The sequence below is a fragment of the Methylobacterium sp. CCH7-A2 genome, from assembly GCF_001557075.1.
GTDB lineage: Bacteria > Pseudomonadota > Alphaproteobacteria > Rhizobiales > Beijerinckiaceae > Allobosea > Allobosea massiliensis.
The window spans coordinates 20,696-42,567 of sequence record NZ_LSKN01000248.1; the positions used below are offsets into that span (position 1 = coordinate 20,696).

Below are 21,872 nucleotides of genomic sequence, written 5' to 3' on the forward strand. Positions count from 1 at the left end.
CCCTCAATGCACGCGCCCGGTCTCGTAAAGATAGCTTTCCGCCTTGGGCACGGAGGTGAGCATGCCGTACCGCTTCATTCCCTCGGCGATGCGGTCGAGATTGGCCGTGTCCACGCCTCGCGGATAGCTCGGCCAGGCCAGGAGCGCGCGCAGCCGTTCCGGCGGCAATTGCGTGAACTTGGCGATCAGCTCGACATGGGCGGGGTTGCCCTTGTTGCCCTCGCACCATTCGGCCCCGTTGCGATGGGCCCGAGTGAAGGCCTGCACGATCTCCCTGTTCCTATCGATATAGCTCTGCGTGGCGGCGAAGGCGGCGACCACCGTTCCCGGCATCATGCTGCCGCACAGTCCCGAGATGATCTCGAGCTTGTCGGGATTGGCCTGAACCTGGGCGGACATGAACGGCTCGATGCTGGCGACGTAGTCGACGCGGCCCTGCAGCAGCGCATCGGCCTGCTGCGGAAAGCGCACCTCGATGATCGCGTTCTTCGCGGAGTCCCCGCCGGTCTGGTCGACCCACATGCGCAGGCAGATCCACAGCAGATTCTGCAGCAGATGCGAGGCGCCGATCTTGCCGACGGTGTCGGCACCCGAGCGGACGCTGCCGTCCTTCCGGACCAGGATGGAGGTGTAGTCGTTCGGCGGCGCGTTCGCGATCGAGGTCGGCGCGACGATGCGCAAATCCACCCCCTCCGCCGCCCCGGCGATGATAGTGGTGATCGTCGACATCGCGAACTGGAACTGGTTGGCGACCAGCGCGGCCATCGCCGGGCCGCCGCCCGGGGTCGGCGTCACCTCGACCTCCAGTCGCTCGGCCGCGAAATAGCCTTGCGCCTGCGCGGCGATGAAAGCGCCGGCATCCAGGACCGGCACGACGCCGGCGCGGATTTTGGTGATGTTCGCCTGCGACCAGACCGCCGGGGCCTTGAGCGTTAATGCACCGGCTGCCGCTGCGGTGAGCAATCCCGACATCTGTCGGCGATTCATGCGAGACATGGTTGTTTCTCCCTCGGTTCCGCCCCGTTCCGGGTGTCGTGGACAGGAATTGAGCGCTAGCGCCGGTGCTTCTCCAGCCAGGGCGCCAGCCTGCGCTCGGCAACCGTCATGCCCCAGCTGATGACGAGGCCGATGACGGCGAGCAGCACCAGCCAGGCATACATCTGGCGGATGCGGAAGGAGCGCTGGTTCTCGAGGATCACCGCGCCGAGCCCGCCGGTGCCGGCCAGCATCTCCGAAAGCACCGTCATCAGCAGGGCGATGCCGACCGAGATGCGCAAGCCGGCCGCGATGAAGGGCAAGGTCGCCGGCAGCACGATGCGCAGCGTGATCCTGGCGCCGCTCCAGCCGAAGGTGCGCCCCGTCGCGATCAGGACGGGGTCGATGCTGCGAACGCCCTGAACCGTGTTGATCAGGATCGGAAACACGCTGGCGAGCGCGATCGAGGTGATCTTCATCGGCACGCCGAGGCCGAGGAACAGGATCAGCACCGGCACCAGCGCCGCCTTGGGCATCGGCCTCACCAACTCCACCAGCGGGTCCAGCAGGTCGTCGACCCAGGGGACCGTCCCCATCAGCAGGCCGAGCACGACGCCGAGCGCCACCGCGATCGCGAAGCCGACGGCGAAGAGGCCGAGCGTCGCGAGCAGCGGACCCTGCACCTCGCCGGAAAGGAGCAGGTCATAGAGCGTGCGCCCGATCACGCTCGGCGGGGGCAGCAGCACGCGATTGATCAGGCCGCGATCCACCAGGATCTCGATCGCGACCAGCAGCGCCGCGATGAAGGCGACGCCGGGGACGAGCCGCAGCGAACGGTCGAGCAAGCCGATCATAGCGGGCGATCCAGCAGGCGGTTGAGCAGCGCGTGCCGATGCTTCAAATAGACGGAATCCTCGCGGGTCTCGATCGCATGCCGCGGACGCGGCAGGCCGATCTCGATCACGTCGTCGATCCGCGACGGGCGGCGGCCCAGGATCGCGATGCGGTCGGCGAGGTAAACCGCTTCGTCGACGTCGTGTGTGACGAGCACCACGGTCAGATCCTCGCTCGAGGACCAGATGTCGAGGATCAGAGCCTGCAGCTCGACCCGCGTCAGCGCGTCGACGGCGCTGAAGGGCTCGTCCATCAGCAGCAGCCGGGGACGGGCGGCGAGCGCGCGCGCGATGGCGACGCGCTGCTGCATGCCGCCCGAGAGCTGCCAGGGGTAGTGGTCGGCGAACTCGCCCAGCCCCACCCTTTCGAGGAGGCTTTCGGCGTCGCGCTTCCGTTCGGCAGCGGTGACAGGCTTGTGTTCCAGGGCGAAGGTCACGTTGCGCCGGACGGTGCGCCACGGGAACAGGGACTTGGCATATTGCTGGAAGAGATAGACGGCGTCCGGCGGCGGCGCGGTTACCCGCCGGCCGTCCAGCGTAACCTCGCCGGCGCTCGCCTCGGACAGGCCCGCGATGATCTGCAGCAGGGTCGACTTGCCACAGCCCGAGGGGCCGACGATGGCGAGGAACTCGCCGCGCCTGATCTCCAGATCGGCTTCCCCGATGGCGACAGTGCGCTGGTCGCCGCCCGCGCCGTAGTGCTTGCGCACGCCCGAGACGCGCACGAGCACGTCGCCGAAACGATGCGGCGGATCGGTGTGCAAGGCCTGGGATCCCGCCATGGTCGTCATGCGTCGCCTCCCGCTGCCGCAAAGAGGCGGCCAGGCCCGGTCGCGACATCCATGATCTTCATCTCGCGCAGCGCATGCCAGGCCGCGACCTGGTTGCTCGTGAGGACCGGCTTGCCGAGGTCGCGTTCCAGCGCCTCGACGACTTCGAGGGAGCGGATCGCCGTGCAACTCAGGAAATATACATCGGCGTCCGGACGCCGGTTGGCGCGCACCAGCCGGTACCAGTCGCCGGGATCGACCCGGACCATGTCCTGCGGACTGTCGATGCCGAGCCCGACGGCACTCAGCGTCTCGCAGCCATGCGCGGTGAGAAAAGCGGCCTCGCGCCGGTTGATCGCGTCGATATAGGGCGAAACGAGCACGAGGCGGCGTGCCGAAAGCGCCCGCAAGGCGCCGATCAGCGCCCGCGAGGTCGCCGTGGCAGGGCACCCGGCCGCCTTGCTTATCCTGGCGATCAGCGGCTCCTCCGCGGCCGCGTCCCATGTCGAGACGGCCGTGCAGTGGAACAGGATCAGATCGACGCCGGCATCGCCGAGCAGGCCGGCCGCCTCCTCGACATTGTCCGTCATGGCCCGCAACTGCTCATCGCTGCTGCCGGTCAGGCGCAATCGCGTCGTGTGCAGGCTGACGCCATCGGGGAGCATCGCCTGAAGCTGCGGTTCGGCGGCGACGTTCCCGGAGGGCAGCAGCATGCCGAGCCGGCCGCGCCAGCCATAGCGGATGACGTCGCGGTCGAACGTCGTCATGCGATGCCCTCTCCGCGGAATGGAACGGCGGTTCGAGCCCGTGCCGGACGACGCAGCCTCTCCCATCGCTCGCTCACGACCTCGGGCGTGAGCGCGGCGCCATCGGCCCGCCGCCGGTCGAGATCCTCCCACAGGCGACGGCGCGCGTCGCTCCGCAGCATCGGCGGCAGCGCGAAGAGAAGAGCGCTGAAGCGGTCCCAGACCGGCTGGCTCCAACCGGCCTCATAGGCCTCGCGCTCCTTCCCGAATGTGAACAACCCCGCGGCCGCCGGCCTGTTCGCACGCAGGCAAGCCGTCGCCGCGCGGTCGACCGCCTCGCCGGCCAGGACCACGCCGTAGTCCCGCCCGGCTCCCTCCCGCGTGACGAAACCATCCAGCACATCCTCCAGCACGCGCTCCGGTTCGCGCTCGAAGGGGCAGCCATAACCGCCGCCGCCCGGCGTCAGGATCCGCAGCGTGTCTCCCGCCGACACCTCGAGCGCGTCGATCTTCCACAGATCGGAGAATTCGGCTTCGCCGGCCCGCCGGATGAGCACGCGCGCTCCGGCCGGGCAGCCTCCGCCCGCCAGTCCCCAGGGCAGGAAGCGATGCCGCTCCTGCCCGCGGGCGGTGACGAGCCCGGTCGGCCCGAGCACCTCGAATTCGAGCACGGCGCCGAGCCCCCCGCGATTCAGGCCGGGTCCGCCCGAATCGGGCCGAAGCCCATAGGTCGTGACCAGCACCGATGCTGCCTGCTCGACGATCTCGAGCGGGCTGTTGCGCAGATTGGCGATGTCGACGACATCGCGCGCGTTGAGGCCATCGCCGGCCGAGGAAGCGCCGGTGCCGCCCACCATGGGTTCGAGCACGTTCACCCGCATGCCGCCGGCAACGAGATCGGGCTCCGCGAAAACGACGGGTGCGATATAGCCTGCCCCGGCGGCCGGCATGACTTCCGGCAGCGCTTGGGCCAGCGCGCCGCAGAGCGCGTCCTGGACCCTCACCCCCGCGGTAGTGCGCAGGCCCACGGCCGCGGGCGCCACGCAGTTGACCACGGAACCGGCCGGCGCGACCACGGAGACCGGCCGCATCATGCCGGCATTCACGGGAATGTCCGGCTGCAGCGTCAGCAGCAGGAACATCGTCTTGTAGATCAGCCAGGGATGCGGCTTGCCCTTGGAATAGATGTTGAAGGCCGAGCGGACCTGCGGGTCCGACCCCGTGAAATCGATCACCATCCCGTCGCCCCGGACCGTCAGCGCGACCTGGAACTTGATGGGGATCCGTGTGGCGACGTCGTCGTCGAGATAGTCGCTGAAGCGGTAGGTGCCGTCCGGGATCGTCGCGATCGCCCGGCGCGCCCGTGCCTCGCCATAGTCCAGCGCGTCCGCCATCGCTGCGACGAAGATCTCGGCGCCGACCCGCGTGACCGCTTCCTTGACCCGCCGCTCCCCGATGCGAAGGGCAGTGATCATCGCGCGGATATCGCCACGATTGTCCTTCGGCGCGCGGCAGTTGGCGAGGATCAGCGCCATGATGTCGGGGCACTCCACGCCGCCGCGATAAAGCCGCGTCGGCGGGATTCTCACGCCCTCCTGGAAGACGTCGTAGCTCGACGGGGACAGGCTGCCCGGCACCTTGCCGCCGACATCCGTGGAATGGACATAGGCATAGACATAGCAGATGAGCCGGCCCCCGACCCAGACCGGCGCAATCACGCTGATGTCCGGCAGGTGCGAGGACAGGCCGCCGGTGGAATAGGGATCGTTGCAGATGACGACGTCGCCCTCATCGAGCACGCCGGCCGCCTCCAGCAGTTCGCTGAAGTCCAGATTGGCGAACATCGTGATGCCGATCGAGCGGGGATATCCGAAGATCTCGCCGGTCGGCGTCACCAGAGCGACGCCGAGATCCGCCGTCTCGTTGACGAAGACGGTGTGGCCGGTGCGCTGCAGCGCATAGCCCATTTCCTCGGCGATGGAGCGGAATCGCTGGATCAGGACTTCGAGGGTGATCGGATCGGTGCGCATCATGCGGCTTCCCGGCTGAGCATCAGATTGCCGAAGCGATCCGCGCGAGCGAGATATCCCGGCAGCACCACGGTGGTCGTATCGGGCTGCTCGATCACGGCCGGCCCCTTCACGACATGGCCCGCCTTGAGCGCGGCGCGGTCATAGACGCCGGCCGCATGCCGCTGCCCGCCATGGACGATGGGACGCGATCCGGTGCGCGGCGGCGCCTCGCCTCGCCCGGCCTCCTCGAGGATGCGCGGTTCCGGACGATGGGTCCGGCCGGCGATGACGACCCGCAGATCGACGATATCGACCGGCGCCGCCGTGTCGCTGTTGCTGTAGAGCGCCTCGTAGGCGCTGTGGAACAGCCCGGCCAGGGTCGGGCCGTCGAGCGCGGCGGTCGGGATCGCGCCCGGGATCTCGACCTCGACGTCGAAGGCCTGTCCGCGGTATCGCAGGCCGGCGGAGCGGCGGATCTCGATCGTGGCGAGGTCGGGCCGTTCGCCGGCGAGCCAGTCGCGCGCCCGTGCCTCGAGTTCGCCGAATATTTTGCGCAGAACCTGCGGATCGGCGGCCTCGGCCGCAACCCGATGGGTCCTGATCTGCTCCGAGCGGATGTCCGCCATGGCGGCGCCATAGGCGCACAGCGCTCCCGGAGCGGGCGGAACCATCACGCGGGGGATGCCGATCTCCCGCGCCAGCAGACAGGCATGGGTCGGCCCGGCGCCGCCGAAGGCGATCAACGTGAAGTCGCGCGGATTGATGCCGCGCTTGGTCAGCATCGGCAGGATCGCCCCGGCCATCGTCGCGGTCGCCAGCGTCAACACGCTCTCCGCCGCCTGTTCGAGGCTGATGCCGAGCCGGGAGGCGACGCCGCCGAGCGCAGCCTCCGCGAGCTCCGGCCGGAGCGGTATGGCGCCGCCGGCAAAGCGCTGCGGATCGAGGAAGCCGCACGCAAGATAGGCATCGGTCGTGGTGGGCTCGGTGCCGCCCTGCCCGTAGCAGGCCGGTCCCGGCGAGGCCCCGGCGCTGCGGGGGCCGAGCTTCAGCAGCCCGGCCTCGTCGAACCAGGCGATCGATCCTCCCCCGGCGCCGACGGCGAAGACGTCGACCGCAGGCATGATGATCGGGAAATCGCCGACCACGGCCTCGGTCGACTGCACCGGCGCGCCGTCCCGGATCACCGCGACGTCGGCGCTCGTGCCGCCGATGTCGAGCGTGACCGCCTCGGTCACGCCGCTGCGCGAGGCGATGTAGGCTGCGCCCACGACCCCCGATGCCGGGCCGGAGAGCATGGTGTGGACGGGCTGCTCACGCGCGCTGGAGGCGGACATGATGCCGCCGTTGGAGCGGGTGATGTAAAGACGCGTGGCAAGGCCGATTTCGGCCGTCTCCCGTTCGAGTTCGTCGACATAGCGGCGCATGATCGGCTGCACATAGGCGTTGAGCGTCGCGACCGTTGCCCGCTCATATTCCCGGATTTCCGGCCAGAGCTGCGTCGAACGCGAGACATGCAGGCCCGGCCGCGTCCTTGCCGCCGCCGCGGCCGCCTGCCGCTCCTGGCCGTCGTCGAGATAGGCGTTCATGAAGCACAGGGCCACGCTCTCGACCTCCGGCGGAAGCGCGGCGACGGCACGCTCCACCGCCTCTTCGTCGAGAGGGATCATCGGCTGGCCGTCGGCCGCCATGCGCCCGGCGATCTCGAAGACGCGCCGGCGCGGGACCAGCGGCGCCGGCATCACCGCACGCAGGTTGAAGAGGTCGCTCTTGCGCTGGCGCCCTAGTTCGAGGATGTCGCGCGTGCCGTCCGAGACGAGCAGGGCGACCTCGGAGCCTCGACGTTCCAGCACGGCGTTGAGCGCGATCGTCGTGCCGTGGACGAAGCTGCCGATATCGGCCGGAGACGCTCCGACCCGCCGCATCACCTCGACGATGCCGCGCGAGACGGCACGGGACGGCGATTTCGGCGTGCTCTGGACCTTGTGCGTGGTGATCGACTGCGTCTCGTCGTCTATCAGGCTGAGATCCGTGAAGGTGCCGCCGATGTCGACTCCGAGGCGGTAGCGGCCCGGTGCGGAAGCTGAATGAACCAACTTCCCTCCTCCCATTACGTATTGTAGAATTTGATTATGAAAATAGAAGCAGCCTTTCCAGGAAGTCAAAGGAAATCCGCCGCGGCGGAGCAGGAGGCCGCCAGCGAACGGCAGAGCGTGCGCTCCGTGGTCGTTGGAACGCCGCTGCTGCAGGCGCTGAGCGAGGTGACGGGCCCCCTGCCCCTTGCCGAGCTTGCGCGCCGGGCCGGGATGCCAGCCGCCAAGGCACATCGCTATCTCGCCGGATATATCGCTGCGGGCCTGATCAGCCAGGATGCCGCGACGGCCCGCTATGACCTCGGGCCGTTCGCGCTGCATCTCGGGCTGGCGGCGATCCGCAGGCTGGACGTCGTTGCGGCCGCCGAACCGGTCATGGAGGCGCTGCGCGACGAAATCAACGAGACCGTGTCGCTGGCAGTTTGGACGACGCGCGGCCCGACGCTGGTGCGCTGGGTCAGCAGCACGGCCCCTATGACGATCAATATCAATCCGGGCACGGTGCTGCCTGTGACCACCTCCTCGAACGGGCAGCTCTTCGCCGCCTATCTGCCGGAGATCGCCACCGCTGGGCTGATCGATGAGGAGCTGAGCCGTGCCGCTGCTGCAGCTCCCGTGCCGGGCAGGCCACGTAACCGGCCCGAGCTCGATGTGATTTTGCGCAAGGCCCGCGAGACGGGTATGACGGCGATGAGCGGCGTCGTGCTGCGCGGCATCAGTTCGATCTCCGTTCCCATCTTCGGGCATGCCGGAAACCTCCTGGCGACGCTGACCATCGTGGGGCTGGAGAGCGTGTTCGACAATTCCCCGATTGGCACGCCGGCGCAGGCCCTGCTGCGTGCGGGAGCAAGATTGTCTGAGCGCATGGGCGCCCTGCCTGCCCGTCCGGCTGAGGCGCGCTGACGCTTCGTCGATCGAAAGGTCGGCTGGCGATTGCCATTCTGGCGAATGTCGCTTAGTTTTCTAACTAATAAAAGCTGGGAATGGCGCTGACGGGCGGGAGGATATCGTTGAGAACCTTACTGGGTATGTTCGTCGGGCTGGGAATCGTCGTAGCAACATCGGCTGCCGCTGAAGGAACCAAACAACTTCACGTAGCGATCGTCTCGCGAACGATATTTTATCTCCCTGTCTGGCTGGCAGCAGAGAAAGGCTACTTCAAGGACGAGGGCCTCGACGTCCACATCGAAGTATTCGACAATGCCGAGAAAATTAACGGCGCCTTGCGTGAGAACGCTGTCCAGATTGCCGTCTCGACGCCCGAGAGCATTATCGTCGACGCGCTCAAAGGCGGCAGCTTGCGAATGGTCGCTGGAAATGCGGGTCGACTGCCTCACTATGTGATCGCCCAACCGGCGATCCGATCCATCGCGGATCTGCGCGGCAAGACGATCGGTGTGCTGTCGAACGAGGAAGGCACCACGCATCTCGTGCCTGAAGTGACGCACAGCGCAGGCCTCGAGCCCTCTGATTACATGGTGAAGGCTGTGGGCGGTGCTCCAACGCGCTGGCGTTTATTGCGTTCTGGAGAGATCGATGCTGGCCTGCAGCCGTTCCCGCTAAGCTATGAGGCCGAGGCTGCCGGCTTCAGCAATCTCGGCCCTCTGGCGGATTTCGTGCCCGACTGGCAGTTCACGAGCGTCAATGCGGACCTGCGCTGGGCGGAGCGGCATCGGATGGTACTCGTCAGCGCCCTGCGCGCCCTGCAGCGAGGGCTCGATGCGATCATCGAGGATCCCGCTGCCGCAATCAGGGTCGCGGCGCGCGAGCTCCAAACCGATGCGAAGCTCGCCGAGCGCGCCATCCGGGATACTGCCAGGCTGGGCATATTGACGCCGAAGATGGAAATCTCCGTCGCAGGCACGAAGCGGGTCCACCAGGCATTGATCGCCGCCAAGCTCGTCCACGACGAACCGTTTGCGCTCGAACGTGTTTCCGAAGCCGCATTTCTCCAGGAAAGCCGCCGATGAACAGGCCGGCGCAATGCCGCAGCTCCTCCGGCAAGGAGGAACTCGCCCGCGCACCGGCTCACGGGCTGACGCGCGCGTCCTCGCCAGATGATGGATCGCTACGATGAAGCCGTTCCGCTGCCCCCTTGACGGAGACTGCGCCGATCCCCGCCGGCTAGTGGAGGCAGCCCTGCGCAACTTCATGTGGGAGCATACTTTTGGCCAATGATCTCGAGATTCGGGGCGTTTCGAAGCGCTATGGTGATCCGCCCGGCGGGTTGCTAGCGATCAGCGACATCAGCCTGAATGTGCAGAAGGGGGAGTTCGTCTCGATTATCGGGCCGAGCGGCTGCGGCAAGTCGACCCTCTTCGGCATCATCGGCGGGCTTGTGCCCGATTACGATGGCGAGGTGCGTGTCGGAGGGCAGCGTCATGTCGGAACGCACAAGGACATCGGCATCGTCTTTCAGGAAGAATCTACGCTGCCCTGGCGGACGGTGCTGACCAATGTCGCGCTTCCTTTGGAGATCCAGGGTGTCTCGCGGGCAGAGCGCGAAGAGCGTGCGCGCCATTATATCGAGCTTGTCGGCCTGGCCGGCTTCGAGAACAGTCGCCCCGTCGAACTGTCTGGCGGAATGCGACAGCGAACGGCGATCGCGCGCACCTTGGCCTTCCAGCCCAAAGTACTGCTGATGGACGAGCCTTTCGGCGCGCTCGACGAGCAGACGCGGCTACTGCTGGGCGACCGGGTGCTCGCCATCCACAAGGAGCTGAAACAGACAACCCTGCTGATCACCCACAATATCACCGAGGCGGTCCAGCTCAGCGATCGGGTGGTGGTGATGTCCTATCGGCCGGGGCGGGTTCTGCGGATACTCGACATCGACCTCCCGCGGCCGCGCAGCTCCGATAGCGTCACCGATGAGCGCTTCGGGCGCTACGTCGCCGCGATCTGGGGAGATCTCCGCGCGGAGGCGAGTCGCGGCATGAAAGAAGCCGAGGCGTTACGGGGAACCGGCCGAAGAGCCGGCTGAATCGAGAGGAGAGAAACGCATGTCAAGACTGCCAAAACAATCGTTCATGCCGTCGCGCCGCAGCGTGCTCCAGGGCGCAGGCGCCGCACTCATCGCATCGCGGCCGGCCCATGCGGCTGACAAGATGCGCATCGTCAGCAGCCAGAAGGGCTTCTGGGATACGACGCTCATCCTGTTCGGCCAGCAAAAGGGCATCTTCGCCGATAATGGGCTCGAATTCGACATCATCTGGACAGACGGCGGCGCTGACATCCAGCAGTCCATCATCACTGGATCAACCGATTTCGGTGTGGCGCCCGGCATCCTGGGGGCGCTCAGCGCCTTCGCGAAAGGCGCGCCCATCGCTGTCACCAACGCCGCGATGACCGGCTCAAGTGACCTGTTCTGGTATGTGCGCTCAGACAGCCCAATCCGGAGCCTCGCCGATTGCGCCGGCAAGACAGTGGCATTCTCCCGGCCGGGTGCGTCTAGCGAGCTCATTGCCGCGACTCTGCTCGACCATGCCGGCGTCAAAGCCAAGCTGGTCGGCGCCGGCGGCCCCGGCGCCACCCTCACCCAGGTCATGTCGGGCCAGATCGATGTCGGCTGGTCGGCGCCTACAGTTGGACTTGCTGAAGAACGTGCTGGGCAACTCCGTGTCATCGCCCGTGGCAACGATGCTCCCGGCCTTGCCTCACAGACCGTGCGCGTCGGCATGACCAACAACAAGTTCCTGACCGAACGCGCAGATTCGCTCAAGCGGCTTTTCAAGGGAATCCAGCAGACGATCGAATGGGCCTATTCCGGAGACGAGGCGGTGCAGATGTATGCCGATCTCAACCGCATCGATCTAGCCACCGGCCGACAGGCGCGGGACGTCAATTATCCGAAGGCGGCGCTGGCGCTGGCCCCAATCGGCAACCTCGAGCTCAGCATCGCGCAAGCCGTCAAGGACAAGCGGTTGTCCACTACGCTGACGCCCGACCAGACTAAGGCCTTCACGGCCAATGTCGGTCGGTTCCTGGCATGACGCGCGGCGGGAGCATCGGCAGCATCGGGCTGCTCGTTGCGGTCGTCGCTGGGTTGGAGGCCCTGTCGCGCACCGGCCGGGTTTCAGCGTTCGTGATGCCGCCGCCATCCGAGATCCTGGCCGCCATCCCTGCCCTCGTGCTGCACGAGGGGCTGGGCTACGCGACTTGGCTGACATTCAACACCACCTTCGCGGCCACCGCGGCGGCGCTGCTGCTCGGAGTTCCCGCCGGCACGCTGCTGGCACGTCGGCGTGTGTTAGGGCAGGCCTACGAACCATGGCTGGAGGCGGCCTTCGCCGCCCCTATCATTCTGCTCTATCCGCTGTTCCTGATCTTCTTCGGTCGAAGCCTAGTAACTGTGGCGGTCATGGGGTTTGTCGTGGCGGTGATCCCGGTCATCATCAAGACTCGGGAAGGCATCATTGGAGTGAGGCCGGTTCTTCACAATCTCGCGCTGTCGCTCCACATGACGCCGCTGCAAAGCCTAACCAAGATCGTGCTGCCTGCGGCGCTTCCGACGATCTTCGTCGGTTTGCGGTTGGGATTGATCTACGCGATGATCAACATCGTTGCCGTTGAATTCCTCGTGGGCATCGGCGGTCTCGGCTTTGTCGTCGCCGACATGTATGATCGCTACGATATTCCTTCGATGTATTCGGCCGTCGTTTTCGTCATCGTGCTGAGCAGCCTGTTTTTCTTGCTGATAGAGCGGGGGGAGCGATGGCTACGGCCGGTCTGACTGCGTTTGCCCCGTCCCAGTCCGGCGGCGTGACCGTGACCATGATCCGGATGCTGACGCTCGCCGGCCTGCTGGCCGCATATCAGGCGATCTCGTCATCGGGACTCGTTTTCACCGGCGCCATGCCGAGCCTTTGGGCCATCGGCTCGGCGTTGCTGCGGCAGCTTGCGGATGCCGGCTTCTACGCGCATCTCGGCATCACCGCTTACGAAGCGGGCGCAGGCATCCTGATAGGCGGCAGCGTCGGCCTGCTCTGCGGGATCGCTCTGGGCGTCTCGCGGCTGCTGGCCGCGGTGCTCGATCCCTGGGTGCGTGCGCTCGCCCCGGCGCCCAAGATCGTTTTCCTGCCCATCCTCATGGTGGTCTTCGGCATCGACGCCGGCCCGAAGATCGCGATGGCGGCGATCTCGGCGTTCTTCCCGGTGGCCGTGGCGACGTTCGGCGGCATGCGCGGCGTCAGTCCGATCTTGATCCGGGTCGTGCGCAGCTTCGACGCCTCCTTGCTGCAGCTCGTCCGGCTGGTCTATCTGCCCTCGATCGTGGTGCCTGTGCTCGGCAGCTTGCGACTCGCCACCGGCGTAGCTCTGATCGGCGCGCTGCTGGCTGAGGTGAAGATGTCGAATCGCGGCCTGGGGTATCTGATCATCCAGGACTACAATGCGTTCCGGACGGCGGAGATGTACGCTCTGCTCATCTCGGTGTTTACCCTCGCGCTCGCCGTCAATGCGGCGTTGCGGGCCTTCGGCCGCCGCTACGGTGCGGTGTGAACACCTGTTTTTCATGACGGCCCGTCTTGCGCAGACTTCCGCCTTATCCGATTGGAAGGGACCATGCCTCTCGACAACGCGATCAGCATCGCGGACCTTGCAGCCCGCGCGCGACGGCGCCTGCCGCGCGTGGTCTGGGACTATCTCGACGGCGGAGCGGAGGACGAAGCGACGCTGCGCGACAATCGCGCCGCCTTCGAGCGATGGCAGCTGATGCCGAGCGTGCTGACCGGCAACAAGCAGCGCGATCAATCGGTCGAACTGTTCGGCAGCCGGTTCCCCGGCCCGTTCATGATCGGACCGACCGGCCTCAACGGCCTGCTCTGGCCGGATGCGGACCTCGAACTCGCCCGAGCCGCGGCCGATGCGGGCATCGGTTTCGCATTGTCGACGGCGTCGAACAACGCGCTCGAGCAGGTCGCCGCGATCGGCGCAGGCACGCGCTGGTTCCAGCTCTACCCCTGGGGCGACGTCAGCTTCGCAAGCCGGTTGCTCGATCGCGCCCGCAACGCCGGGTACCAGGCCGTGATCGTCACCGTCGATACGCTGACGGCCGGCAAGCGCGAGCGCGACCTGCGTAACAATTTCTCGCATGAGCTGCGCCTGACGCCCCGGGTCGTGCTCGACGGTCTCCTTCACCCCGGCTGGCTGGCCAATGTCTGGCTGAACAAGGGGATGCCGCGCTTCGAGAACCTCGCCGAGTTCCTGCCGCCCGGTGCCACGGCTGCCGAACTCGCAGACTTCACGCGCTCGAAGCGCAATCCCGCGTTCTGCTGGGCCGATATCGCAAGGCTGAAGGAACGCTGGGACGGGCCGCTGCTCGTCAAGGGAATCCTCTCCGGCGCCGATGCCCTGCGCGCCCACGAGCACGGTGCCGACGGCGTCATCGTCTCCAACCACGGCGGTCGCCAGCTCGACGGCGCGCCGGCCTCCATCGACAGCCTGCCCGAGGTGGTGCAGGCGGCGGATGGACGGATGGTCGTGCTCATGGACGGAGGCATCCGGCGCGGCTCCGACATCGTCAAGGCCGTGGCGCTGGGCGCCGATGCCGTCCTTCTCGGACGCGCGACTCTTTATGGCGTCGCTGCAGCGGGGCGAACCGGGGTTGAGCGTGCGCTGGCGATACTTCGGGACGAAGTCGATCGGACCATGGCGTTGATAGGAGTGGGCGCCCTTGCGGAGCTTCGCGCGAGCGGCATCCTGTATCCGCATCCGGCATCCAAAGGCCTGCCCGCTCGATCCAAACCAGCAGCGTGCTGAAGCGCCACGACCGATGCCTCTTCCTATCTTTGGCACGCCCGCCAGATTCTTACCTCATCCCGCTCGCCTAACGGCCAACGGTACAGAAAGGCCGCCTCTCCCATGACATTTATGGCGGCGAGACTCGGAGAGCTGTTTTCGATTCTGTCCGTTCTGGCCTTCGGCTTCGGCGGCGTGGCGATCGCCAAAGCACGCAAGAGCGGGCCTGGCGACGGCGGGGCCATCCTCTCGGTGGGGTTGACCGCGCTCCTTTCCGCAGCCCTATGGGTGAGCACGGCGCAGGAGTCGCAGAATCTGGTAGGAAGGCCCGGCGCGCTTGTAGGCCTCGCATGGTTTGCGCTTTCGGGACTTCTCGCGACCGCCCTGGCCCGCAGCCTGTATTTCCTCTCGGTGCGAGATCTCGGCGCGATCCGCGGCGCCGCAATCAAGCGCGCCATCCCCTTTTTCTCGGTGCTGTTCGGCGTCGTCTTTCTCGGCGAGATCCTAACCTCGGCCAAACTCGGCGGCCTCCTGCTGATCGCGATCAGCGTGGCCGCCCTGGTGGCGGTCGATCTCGCAGGCAGCGGAAAGTCTTCTGCACCGGCGGCGGAGCAGATCGAGCCGATGGGCTATATCTGGGGAACGGCTTCGGGCCTCTGTTATGCCTCGGCCTACGTCGCGCGCAAACTGGGGCTCGATCTGGTCCCGGACGGAGCGCTGGGCACCTTCGTCGGAGCCATGGCTGCAATGGGCTACTATGTCCTCACCGCGCTCGTCAGCGGGCGCAGCCGCAAGGCGATCCTCTCCGCATTGATGGCGCGCAACATCTGGGGTGTAGCCGCGGCGCTGTGCTTCGCGGCGGGGCAGATCGCCAACTTTTATGCAATTCAGTATACGGCGATCTCGACAGTCGGAGCGATTCAGTCGCTCGAGGTTTTCGTGTCGATGCTGATCGCCAGCTTGCTTTTGCGAACTGAACGCGCCCCGAATCTCCTCACCATCGCCGCCGCGGTCGTCGCAACCGCCGGTGTGCTGCTTGTCGTCGCCTGACAACAGCGTTACGGGCGGTCGCGGAGCCGAACCGACACTACCGCCGGTTGGGCGGTTCTTCCGGCGGCGGGTTGTTCGCGGCGGCCGACAAGATCGCGATGGTATCCTGTTCCGCCGCCGCAGCGCTCTTGTAGCGCGGTGCCGTGGTCACCAGCGGCTTTTCCGCATCTGCCGGCAGGTAAATCTCGATGGCGAAGCGGCCGGATGCTCGATCCTCGACGGGTTCAATACGGATTGTCGGCATATCTAGTCCTCCCTTTTTTCATGAGCACAAAACCTCTTCTGATATTTTAGGATAGGCACAGTCTGGTGGTCCAAGACAAAAGAGCTTTGTCTGCCAAGCTTCATGCTCATGGTCGATTTCAGTCCTTATGACGCTCAGACTGTTCACTGCGGCACCCGCTCGCGTCAGAAAATGCGATGGAACGTGGAACGGGAGCAGTTCCGCGATTCGGAGAAGTGTGGAATTCCCCTAGCTGGCCGACGTCAGCCGCAACGGCGCGCGCGAGACCTCGTTGTTGGATTCGACGAGCCTGGCCAATATGCTCATGAAAGCCTGCCGGTCCTCGGGCGGCAGCGGGGCCAGGATGCGCGTCTGCGCCCGATCGACCAAGGGCTCAGCCTGAGCGAGAACCGCCTCTCCCTCGGGCGTAAGCCGCAGGACCTTGACGCGCCTGTCGTTGTGGTTGCCCGAGCGCAAGATGAGCCGTTTCGTCTCGAGACGCTCCAGCACGTTGGCGAGCGTGGAGCGATCGAAAGCGACCAGCGCCGACAACCGCGTCGCGTCGATTCCCGGATGGTCGCGGATGGTGACGAGTGCGGCATATTGCACCGGCGTCATGTCCAGGGATGCGCATTCGTCGAGGAAGATCGAGACTGCGATCTGCTGGGCGCGCCTGATCAGATGACCGGGCATCGAATAGAGATTCTGGCTCGCCATTCTACGATCTTCGCCTCGCCCTCATCCCGAAACGGCGGCAATCCATGCCGGGAGCGGTCTACCCCCGCAAGCACGGACGGCCATCCTCTCTTTCACCTCGCCGGTCCGATCTCGCCCGGGACGAGCATGGATGAGGCGAAAAAAGCCGAGAGCGCTGCCCCGTCGGCCAGCGGCAGGATCTCGGCGACATACTGGTCCGGCCTGACGACGACGACGCAGCCGGCCTCGCGGCGGATACCGCGCAGGTCGAAGATGTCCTGCCCCGAGCGCGTATCGGCGCAGAACAGCTTTTCATAGTCCCATAGACCGTAGCGTCCCTTCGCCGGCCGCAGGAAGGCCGGAACGCGCGCCATATCGACCTCGCGATGGTTCTGCTGCAACACCGCCAGCACGTCGATCACGGCGTCGACATCCTGTCCCGGCGGCGTATGGCGCCGGAGAGGCGACGATTCGTCGGCGTCGAGGAAACGGCAGAGCTTCATCAGCTCCGATCCGGCGTCGAAGGGCTCGCCCGCATCGGCGAAGGCGATCAGGCGCCAGCGTCCGTCCGCCTTCGCGCAATGGCCCAGTTCCAGCGGCTTTGCATCAGCCAGCCGCACGACCGGGGCCGAATGCAGCCGCATGCCGAGCGGAAAGCCGCTTGCCAGAGCCTGATGCCGGCCATCGCCGCAGATCAGCGAGGGCTTGTAGCGGACCGCCGTGCCGGCTGTGAACCGCCCCTGCTTGACGAAATAGCGCTGGAAGTCGGCAGGATCGACGGCATCATCCTGATTGCCGGCCCCCGTTTTGGGACGGGCGCTGAACATCCGGGCGAACTCGCGGTCGAAATCGATCAACTCCTTTGCGACGGCATGGCGCTCGATCGAATATGTGTCGAGCAGCCACGGCGAGGCCTGTCCCCGGATGACGGCCGCCAGCTTCCAGCCGAGATTGAAGGCATCGCCCATCGAGACGTTCATGCCCTGCCCCGCCTTGGGGCTGTGGGTGTGACAGGCATCCCCGGCGATAAAGACGCGCGGCCGGCGATCCTCTCCGGCTGGAACGTCGTCGAACTTGTCGCATAACCGCTGGCCGATCTCGTAGACCGACCACCAGGCGATCTCCTTCACCTCGAGGGAATAAGGACGGATGATGCGCCGGGCTGCCGCAACGAGCCGGTCCGCGGTGATCGCGCGGGCCGAGACCCGCTCGTTTTCGGCGAGCTTGTCGAGCTCGATATAGAAGCGCACGAGATAGCCGCCCTCGCGCGGGATGATCAGCATGCTGCCTTCCTCGGCGGAGTGGATGGCGCTCTTCAGGCGGATATCCGGAAAATCGGTGACCGCGAGGACATCCATCACGCCCCAGGCCTGATTGGCCGAGTCGCCGGTCAGGCTGCGGGCGAGCGACTTTCGCACGGCGCTGCGCGCACCGTCGCAACCGACCACGTAGCGCGCCTTGACGACCTCCACCGTCCCCCGGCCTTCGGAGCCCGCCCGCTCCAGCCTCACCGCGACCGGATGGGACCGGCGGCCGTCGCCATCCCCTCCCGCGATCTCGAGATCGACGAAGCGCAACCCATAATGCGGCTCGAGGCCGAGCGGCGCATGGCGCATGGTCTCGAGGAGAAAATCATGCACGCGCGCCTGATTGAGGATGACATGCGGAAACTCGGACAGGCCGTCCTCGGTATCCTGGATGCGGCCGTGGCGCATGATCTTGCCGGCATCGGCCTCATCGGGCTTCCAGAAGGTCGTTTCGTTGACCCAGTAGGCCTCCTTCACGACACGTTCGGCAAAGCCGAAGGCCTCGAACATCTCCATCGTCCGGCAGGCGATGCCGTCCGCCTGCCCGATCTGGAGCGGCCCGGACTTTTGCTCGACGATGCAGACGCTGAGATCGGGAAAGGCGGCAAGTTGGGCCGCCAGGACGAGCCCCGCCGGCCCGCAGCCGATGATCAGGACATCGACCTCCCGCGGCAGGCCCCGGCCGCCTCCGGGGGCGGGGACTGCCCTGATCGCCGGATCCCCCGGCCTGAAACCATTGAGATGAAATTGCACGGCCGCTTCCAGAAGCTCGGGACGGTTTTCGGTTCAGCCGGGCACGGCCTCGCAGCGAATGCGCGCTTTCTCGAGCCAGAGATCCCAGGGCCTCTGCATCTGCCCCTCGACCTTGTCGACGCAGGCGCGGCACTCTCCCTCGGTCAGGAAGGTGACCTCGCCGAGCTGCATCGCCTGCAACTGGTAGCGTGCGTTCAGCTCCGCATAGACCGCACGATAGACGGCCCGCTTGATCGAATCTCCGACGACGGTTGAACCGTGCCCCCGCATCAGCACGATATCGCTCTCCGAGAAATGCCGTGCCAGCGCCGCACCGATATCACGATTGCTGATCAGCAGATCGGTCGACTCGCCCGCCACCTCGCGAATCTCGAAAACCGGCGCACCTGGTCCGATGAACCCCGCCATATGGAACAGCGGGCGCAATCGCGCGCCCCTGACGACGCTAAGCGGCACGATCGAATGCGAATGGCTATGGACCACCGCCTGGACATCCGGTCGGGCCTTGAAGATCTCGGAATGGATGAAGCGTTCGAGATAGACCTTGCGCCCTTTCGCGTTCACCGCCTCGCCATCGAGCGTGAACTCCACCAGATCGTCGAGCGTGACCCTGCCCGGCGCCATGTTGCGGGCGAGGAAGAAACGGTCCGGCCGCTTGTCGTGCCGGACGCTGATATGGCCGAAGGCATCGACGACACCCTGGTCGAACAGGATGTGATTGGCTGCCACCAGCTCGTCGAGCAAGGCAGTCGAAACGTCGCTCGAAGCATCGCCAACGTCAGGAACCGCAACCGCGGCACCGCCCCCGGATTCGCTGTGACACATGGCCCGTCCTCCCTTGCTGTTCCGCCCTGTCTCTCCACCGACGGTTTCGTCGGCAGGCTGGATTATATGAGCACTGAATATCAGCATACGGAGGAAATGCCAACCGCGCGATCTCCGGCGAAGCGGAACGCGGACCGCGATAAGAAGCCGACACGTCAGTGGGGTGCGCTGGCTTTGCCGGGAGCGAGCAATTCCGGGCAAGCGTACCGGCGGTGCCGAGCCGGCCTCCACCCGAAGGGGCCGCACCCTCCGATAGAGTTCGGGGGGCCAAGCCCGAGGCGCGCCTTCATCCGGCTCCGGGAACAAGAAAAGAGCAAATTCGCCGGGGGCGTCCGCCGCGCTCCCGCCGGACCGGTCAGCGGATAGCCAGGCGGCGCTCGAGATGGCGCCCGAGCATCGACAACGGCATGCAGACGGCTGTGTAGATCAGCCAGACCAGGGTCATGACCTTGAATCCTTCGAGGTCGCGCTCGATGATCTCGCGCGCCGAAAACATCAGTTCGGGCACGCCCAACAAGGAGATGATCGACGTAGCCTTGACCAGGAACACGAACTGCCCGATCAGCGGGGCAAGCAATACCCTCAGAGCTTGGGGAAGAATGATCAGGCGGATCGTCATGAGCCGCTTCAATCCGAGAGAATAGGCGGCTTCGATCTGGCCTTTCGGGATTGCGACGAGGCCACCGCGAACGATTTCACTGATCGTCATGGCCGCAAATGCGCCGAGGGCCACCGCTGCCGTGGAAAAGCGGTCGAGCGTCGGGCCGAACAGAGGCAAGAGGTAAAAGATGGCGAAGACCTGGATCAACAGCGGAAGTCCTCGCGCCAGATAGAGAAGCGCGCCGACGAAGAGACGCACCGGCGCGCCGCCATAGGCTGAGGCGACGCCGAGCACGACGCCGCCGGCGGTGCCGAATACGAGCACGACGGCAGCCAGTTGAAGGGTGACGGCCAGCCCATGGAGCAGGGTGAGGACGATGTCCAGGTTCGATGTGGCTTCCATCATCGCGCCCTGGCCTCCCCGCGTGCGAGAGCGCGCTCCCAGAGACGGGCAATCGCCGCTACTGCGCTGGTCAGGAGCAGATAGGTCAGCCCCGCCACCAGGAAGAATTCATAGGTGCGCATGTTGAGGGCGATCTGCGAGGTGAACACGAAATAGAATTCCCGCACGGAGAGCGCGCTGGTCAGCGACGTATCCTTCACCATCTCCGCCCAGTAGTTCCCCAGCCCGGGGAGCGCCCGGCGCAGGGCCTGCGGCAGAAGGACCTTCCGGTACGTCAGAAAGGGATCGAGGCCCAAGCTGATCGCCGCCTCGCGCTGGCCGCGTGCCACGCTGGCGAAGGCCGCGCGGAAGATGTCCATCATATAGGCCGCGTTGTGGAGGACGAGCGCTATGACACCGGACCAGAAGGCGGTCGGAAACAGCCCCAGGACCGGAAAGCCGAAATAGATGAAGTACATCTTGACGAGGCTCGGGCTGTTGCGCATGAGCTCGACATAGCCGGTCGCGACAAAGCGCAAGCTCGCATGTCTCGAGAGCATGAGGCTCGCGCCGCCCAGGCCCAGCAGCGTGGCACCGATCGAGCTGATCAGGAAGATCTCGAGGCTTATCGCGAGTCCGGAAAGCAAGGCTTGTGACGCTTGAAGCACTGGAAGCCAGTCGAGTCTGTATGCCATGCGTTGGCCTTTTGGAGCTTGGCAAAGACAAGCGCGACGGAGTTACGCCTCCGCCGCGCCATGAACGATACGGTCTACAATGGTTGCTTCACCCAGCTCGGCTGAAGCGCATCTGTCTCGAACCACTTCTGGTGCAAGGCCTGCAGCTTGTTGTTCGCCTTCAGGTCGTACAGGAGCCAGTTGATATAGTTGATCCAGACCTGATCACCTTGCTTCAAGCCAATCGAGATGCCACTGGCTGCGATTGGATTGGCCTTGTCGTCGATGACCCGGAACCGTCCTCCTGTGCCTTTCATGAGATAGTAGGCTGCCGCTCGCTCGTAGAAGAATGCATCGCCGCGCCCCTGCCGGAAGGCCAAGAACGCATCGGAGAGCTCCGGAAACCCTTCAATTTTCGTGCCGGGAACCGAGCCGTTGATCATCTGCTCGAGATCGGCTCCTTGACGGGTCAACACGGTCTTGCCGACCAAGTCAGCGTTCTTCTGAAATGGCGAGTCCGCCCGAACCACGAAGACCGTGTCCGACAGTGCGTACGGCGCCGAAAAGTCGATCACTTGCACGCGTTCCGGATAAGGGCTGAAGGAAGAAATCACGGCATCGACACGTCCCGAAACCAGTGCAGGCACGCGATCGGCGGAACCAGAGAGTACGACGAGTTCGACCTTGCTAGGATCCTTGAATATCTGCTGCGCGAGCAGGCGCGCCAGATCGATGTCGAAGCCCGCCAGTTCACCTTTCTGATCTTTGAAAGAAAACCCGATCGCAGAGCTGCGAGTGCCCACGATCAATTTCCCGCGCGCAAGGACCGTCTGCAGCTGGGACGGCGCCGGTGCTTGGGCGCCGGCATCCGTTACAAGTCCCATGACCATCAAGGCCGCGAGCGCCAGCGCACCCAGCGCGGATGTGAAAAATCGTCTCATGTGAATTCCCCTCGGTTTTGCGCGCCGGGGACGCCTGAGGCGAAACCCTCTAGGGAAGCGCCGAGGTGGCCAAGCGCGATTACTTGATCGTCCTAGCGGCGATGCCGGGCCCTGCACACCGACCAATCACGATAGCAGATATGGTGATTCATATGTGGACGCCCCCTTTGGCAAGGCGTTTATGTCGGGATGATTTG

21 protein-coding genes are annotated in these 21,872 nt (G+C 65.6%); 8 read left to right on the forward strand and 13 right to left on the reverse strand.

Annotation, left to right across the window (positions count from 1 at the left end):
• Positions 1–3 precede the first annotated feature (3 nt).
• From AX750_RS19310 to AX750_RS19335, 6 genes are read right to left on the reverse strand one after another with little or no spacing between them, the layout of a single operon-like run.
• Complete coding sequence (locus AX750_RS19310) at positions 4–996, reverse strand: ABC transporter substrate-binding protein (RefSeq protein ID WP_082735260.1); 993 nt, start codon at positions 994–996, stop codon at positions 4–6.
• Positions 997–1,052: 56 nt separating this feature from the next.
• Entirely contained in the window at positions 1,053–1,829 is a 777-nt protein-coding gene (locus tag AX750_RS19315) for an ABC transporter permease (RefSeq protein WP_066734952.1), read from the reverse strand.
• Entirely contained in the window at positions 1,826–2,659 is an 834-nt protein-coding gene (locus AX750_RS19320; protein WP_245282459.1) for an ABC transporter ATP-binding protein, read from the reverse strand. Before AX750_RS19320 ends, AX750_RS19315 begins: the two co-directional genes overlap by 4 nt.
• A complete protein-coding gene (locus AX750_RS19325; RefSeq protein ID WP_137883173.1) occupies positions 2,656–3,405 on the reverse strand; it encodes an aspartate/glutamate racemase family protein in 750 nt (249 codons plus the stop codon). Before AX750_RS19325 ends, AX750_RS19320 begins: the two co-directional genes overlap by 4 nt.
• Entirely contained in the window at positions 3,402–5,417 is a 2,016-nt protein-coding gene (locus tag AX750_RS19330) for a hydantoinase B/oxoprolinase family protein (RefSeq protein ID WP_066734955.1), read from the reverse strand. Before AX750_RS19330 ends, AX750_RS19325 begins: the two co-directional genes overlap by 4 nt.
• Positions 5,414–7,489, reverse strand: a complete 2,076-nt coding sequence (locus AX750_RS19335) for a hydantoinase/oxoprolinase family protein (protein ID WP_066734958.1) — start codon at positions 7,487–7,489, stop codon at positions 5,414–5,416. Before AX750_RS19335 ends, AX750_RS19330 begins: the two co-directional genes overlap by 4 nt.
• A gap of 117 nt (positions 7,490–7,606) precedes the next feature.
• Here AX750_RS19335 and AX750_RS19340 point away from each other — a divergent pair, with 117 nt between their 5' ends.
• The 8 genes from AX750_RS19340 (at position 7,607) to AX750_RS19375 (ending at position 15,274) form a co-directional block, all read left to right on the forward strand.
• Positions 7,607–8,389: an IclR family transcriptional regulator gene (locus AX750_RS19340; RefSeq protein ID WP_067254867.1), complete on the forward strand. Its 783-nt coding sequence runs from the start codon at positions 7,607–7,609 to the stop codon at positions 8,387–8,389.
• 80 nt (positions 8,390–8,469) lie between these two features.
• Positions 8,470–9,456, forward strand: a complete 987-nt coding sequence (locus AX750_RS19345) for an ABC transporter substrate-binding protein (RefSeq protein ID WP_067254870.1) — start codon at positions 8,470–8,472, stop codon at positions 9,454–9,456.
• 197 nt (positions 9,457–9,653) lie between these two features.
• Positions 9,654–10,469: an ABC transporter ATP-binding protein gene (locus AX750_RS19350; RefSeq protein ID WP_066734969.1), complete on the forward strand. Its 816-nt coding sequence runs from the start codon at positions 9,654–9,656 to the stop codon at positions 10,467–10,469.
• 19 nt (positions 10,470–10,488) lie between these two features.
• Positions 10,489–11,478: an ABC transporter substrate-binding protein gene (locus AX750_RS19355; protein WP_082735263.1), complete on the forward strand. Its 990-nt coding sequence runs from the start codon at positions 10,489–10,491 to the stop codon at positions 11,476–11,478.
• Entirely contained in the window at positions 11,475–12,218 is a 744-nt protein-coding gene (locus tag AX750_RS19360) for an ABC transporter permease subunit (protein ID WP_066734975.1), read from the forward strand. The genes AX750_RS19355 and AX750_RS19360 overlap by 4 nt, the downstream gene beginning before the upstream one ends.
• A gap of 41 nt (positions 12,219–12,259) precedes the next feature.
• Positions 12,260–12,985: an ABC transporter permease gene (locus tag AX750_RS19365; RefSeq protein WP_197432843.1), complete on the forward strand. Its 726-nt coding sequence runs from the start codon at positions 12,260–12,262 to the stop codon at positions 12,983–12,985.
• Positions 12,986–13,048: 63 nt separating this feature from the next.
• Entirely contained in the window at positions 13,049–14,245 is a 1,197-nt protein-coding gene (locus AX750_RS19370; protein WP_066734980.1) for an alpha-hydroxy acid oxidase, read from the forward strand.
• Between the two features lie 102 nt (positions 14,246–14,347).
• Positions 14,348–15,274 carry a DMT family transporter gene (locus tag AX750_RS19375; protein ID WP_082735264.1) on the forward strand — a complete coding sequence of 309 codons (927 nt, stop codon included), beginning with the start codon at positions 14,348–14,350 and terminating at the stop codon, positions 15,272–15,274.
• A gap of 37 nt (positions 15,275–15,311) precedes the next feature.
• On the opposite strand, the gene AX750_RS19380 is transcribed toward AX750_RS19375, so the two are convergent.
• The 7 genes from AX750_RS19380 to AX750_RS19410 all read right to left on the reverse strand — a co-directional run bounded on the left by AX750_RS19380 (position 15,312) and on the right by AX750_RS19410 (position 21,675).
• Entirely contained in the window at positions 15,312–15,518 is a 207-nt protein-coding gene (locus AX750_RS19380) for a hypothetical protein (RefSeq protein WP_066734985.1), read from the reverse strand.
• 228 nt (positions 15,519–15,746) lie between these two features.
• Positions 15,747–16,214, reverse strand: coding sequence for a MarR family transcriptional regulator (locus AX750_RS19385; protein ID WP_066734986.1), 468 nt, complete (start codon positions 16,212–16,214; stop codon positions 15,747–15,749).
• Between the two features lie 92 nt (positions 16,215–16,306).
• On the reverse strand, positions 16,307–18,253 hold the full coding sequence (locus AX750_RS19390) for an FAD-binding monooxygenase (protein ID WP_066734989.1): 1,947 nt from the start codon (positions 18,251–18,253) through the stop codon (positions 16,307–16,309).
• A gap of 33 nt (positions 18,254–18,286) precedes the next feature.
• Positions 18,287–19,279: a class II aldolase/adducin family protein gene (locus AX750_RS19395; RefSeq protein WP_245282460.1), complete on the reverse strand. Its 993-nt coding sequence runs from the start codon at positions 19,277–19,279 to the stop codon at positions 18,287–18,289.
• 154 nt (positions 19,280–19,433) lie between these two features.
• Positions 19,434–20,084, reverse strand: a complete 651-nt coding sequence (locus AX750_RS19400; protein ID WP_068078768.1) for an amino acid ABC transporter permease — start codon at positions 20,082–20,084, stop codon at positions 19,434–19,436.
• Positions 20,081–20,707, reverse strand: coding sequence for an amino acid ABC transporter permease (locus AX750_RS19405; RefSeq protein WP_066734992.1), 627 nt, complete (start codon positions 20,705–20,707; stop codon positions 20,081–20,083). Before AX750_RS19405 ends, AX750_RS19400 begins: the two co-directional genes overlap by 4 nt.
• A gap of 122 nt (positions 20,708–20,829) precedes the next feature.
• On the reverse strand, positions 20,830–21,675 hold the full coding sequence (locus AX750_RS19410; RefSeq protein WP_066734994.1) for a transporter substrate-binding domain-containing protein: 846 nt from the start codon (positions 21,673–21,675) through the stop codon (positions 20,830–20,832).
• Positions 21,676–21,872: the final 197 nt, after the last annotated feature.

Coding starts and splice junctions, on each gene's coding strand:
- AX750_RS19310 (WP_082735260.1), bottom strand. CDS start 996: ATGTCTCGCATGAATCGCCGACAGATGTCGGGATTGCTCACCGCAGCG.
- AX750_RS19330 (WP_066734955.1), bottom strand. CDS start 5,417: ATGATGCGCACCGATCCGATCACCCTCGAAGTCCTGATCCAGCGATTC.
- AX750_RS19320 (WP_245282459.1), bottom strand. CDS start 2,659: ATGACGACCATGGCGGGATCCCAGGCCTTGCACACCGATCCGCCGCAT.
- AX750_RS19325 (WP_137883173.1), bottom strand. CDS start 3,405: ATGACGACGTTCGACCGCGACGTCATCCGCTATGGCTGGCGCGGCCGG.
- AX750_RS19365 (WP_197432843.1), top strand. CDS start 12,260: ATGATCCGGATGCTGACGCTCGCCGGCCTGCTGGCCGCATATCAGGCG.
- AX750_RS19385 (WP_066734986.1), bottom strand. CDS start 16,214: ATGGCGAGCCAGAATCTCTATTCGATGCCCGGTCATCTGATCAGGCGC.
- AX750_RS19410 (WP_066734994.1), bottom strand. CDS start 21,675: ATGAGACGATTTTTCACATCCGCGCTGGGTGCGCTGGCGCTCGCGGCC.
- AX750_RS19380 (WP_066734985.1), bottom strand. CDS start 15,518: ATGCCGACAATCCGTATTGAACCCGTCGAGGATCGAGCATCCGGCCGC.
- AX750_RS19315 (WP_066734952.1), bottom strand. CDS start 1,829: ATGATCGGCTTGCTCGACCGTTCGCTGCGGCTCGTCCCCGGCGTCGCC.
- AX750_RS19375 (WP_082735264.1), top strand. CDS start 14,348: ATGACATTTATGGCGGCGAGACTCGGAGAGCTGTTTTCGATTCTGTCC.
- AX750_RS19360 (WP_066734975.1), top strand. CDS start 11,475: ATGACGCGCGGCGGGAGCATCGGCAGCATCGGGCTGCTCGTTGCGGTC.
- AX750_RS19370 (WP_066734980.1), top strand. CDS start 13,049: ATGCCTCTCGACAACGCGATCAGCATCGCGGACCTTGCAGCCCGCGCG.
- AX750_RS19355 (WP_082735263.1), top strand. CDS start 10,489: ATGTCAAGACTGCCAAAACAATCGTTCATGCCGTCGCGCCGCAGCGTG.
- AX750_RS19345 (WP_067254870.1), top strand. CDS start 8,470: ATGGCGCTGACGGGCGGGAGGATATCGTTGAGAACCTTACTGGGTATG.
- AX750_RS19400 (WP_068078768.1), bottom strand. CDS start 20,084: ATGATGGAAGCCACATCGAACCTGGACATCGTCCTCACCCTGCTCCAT.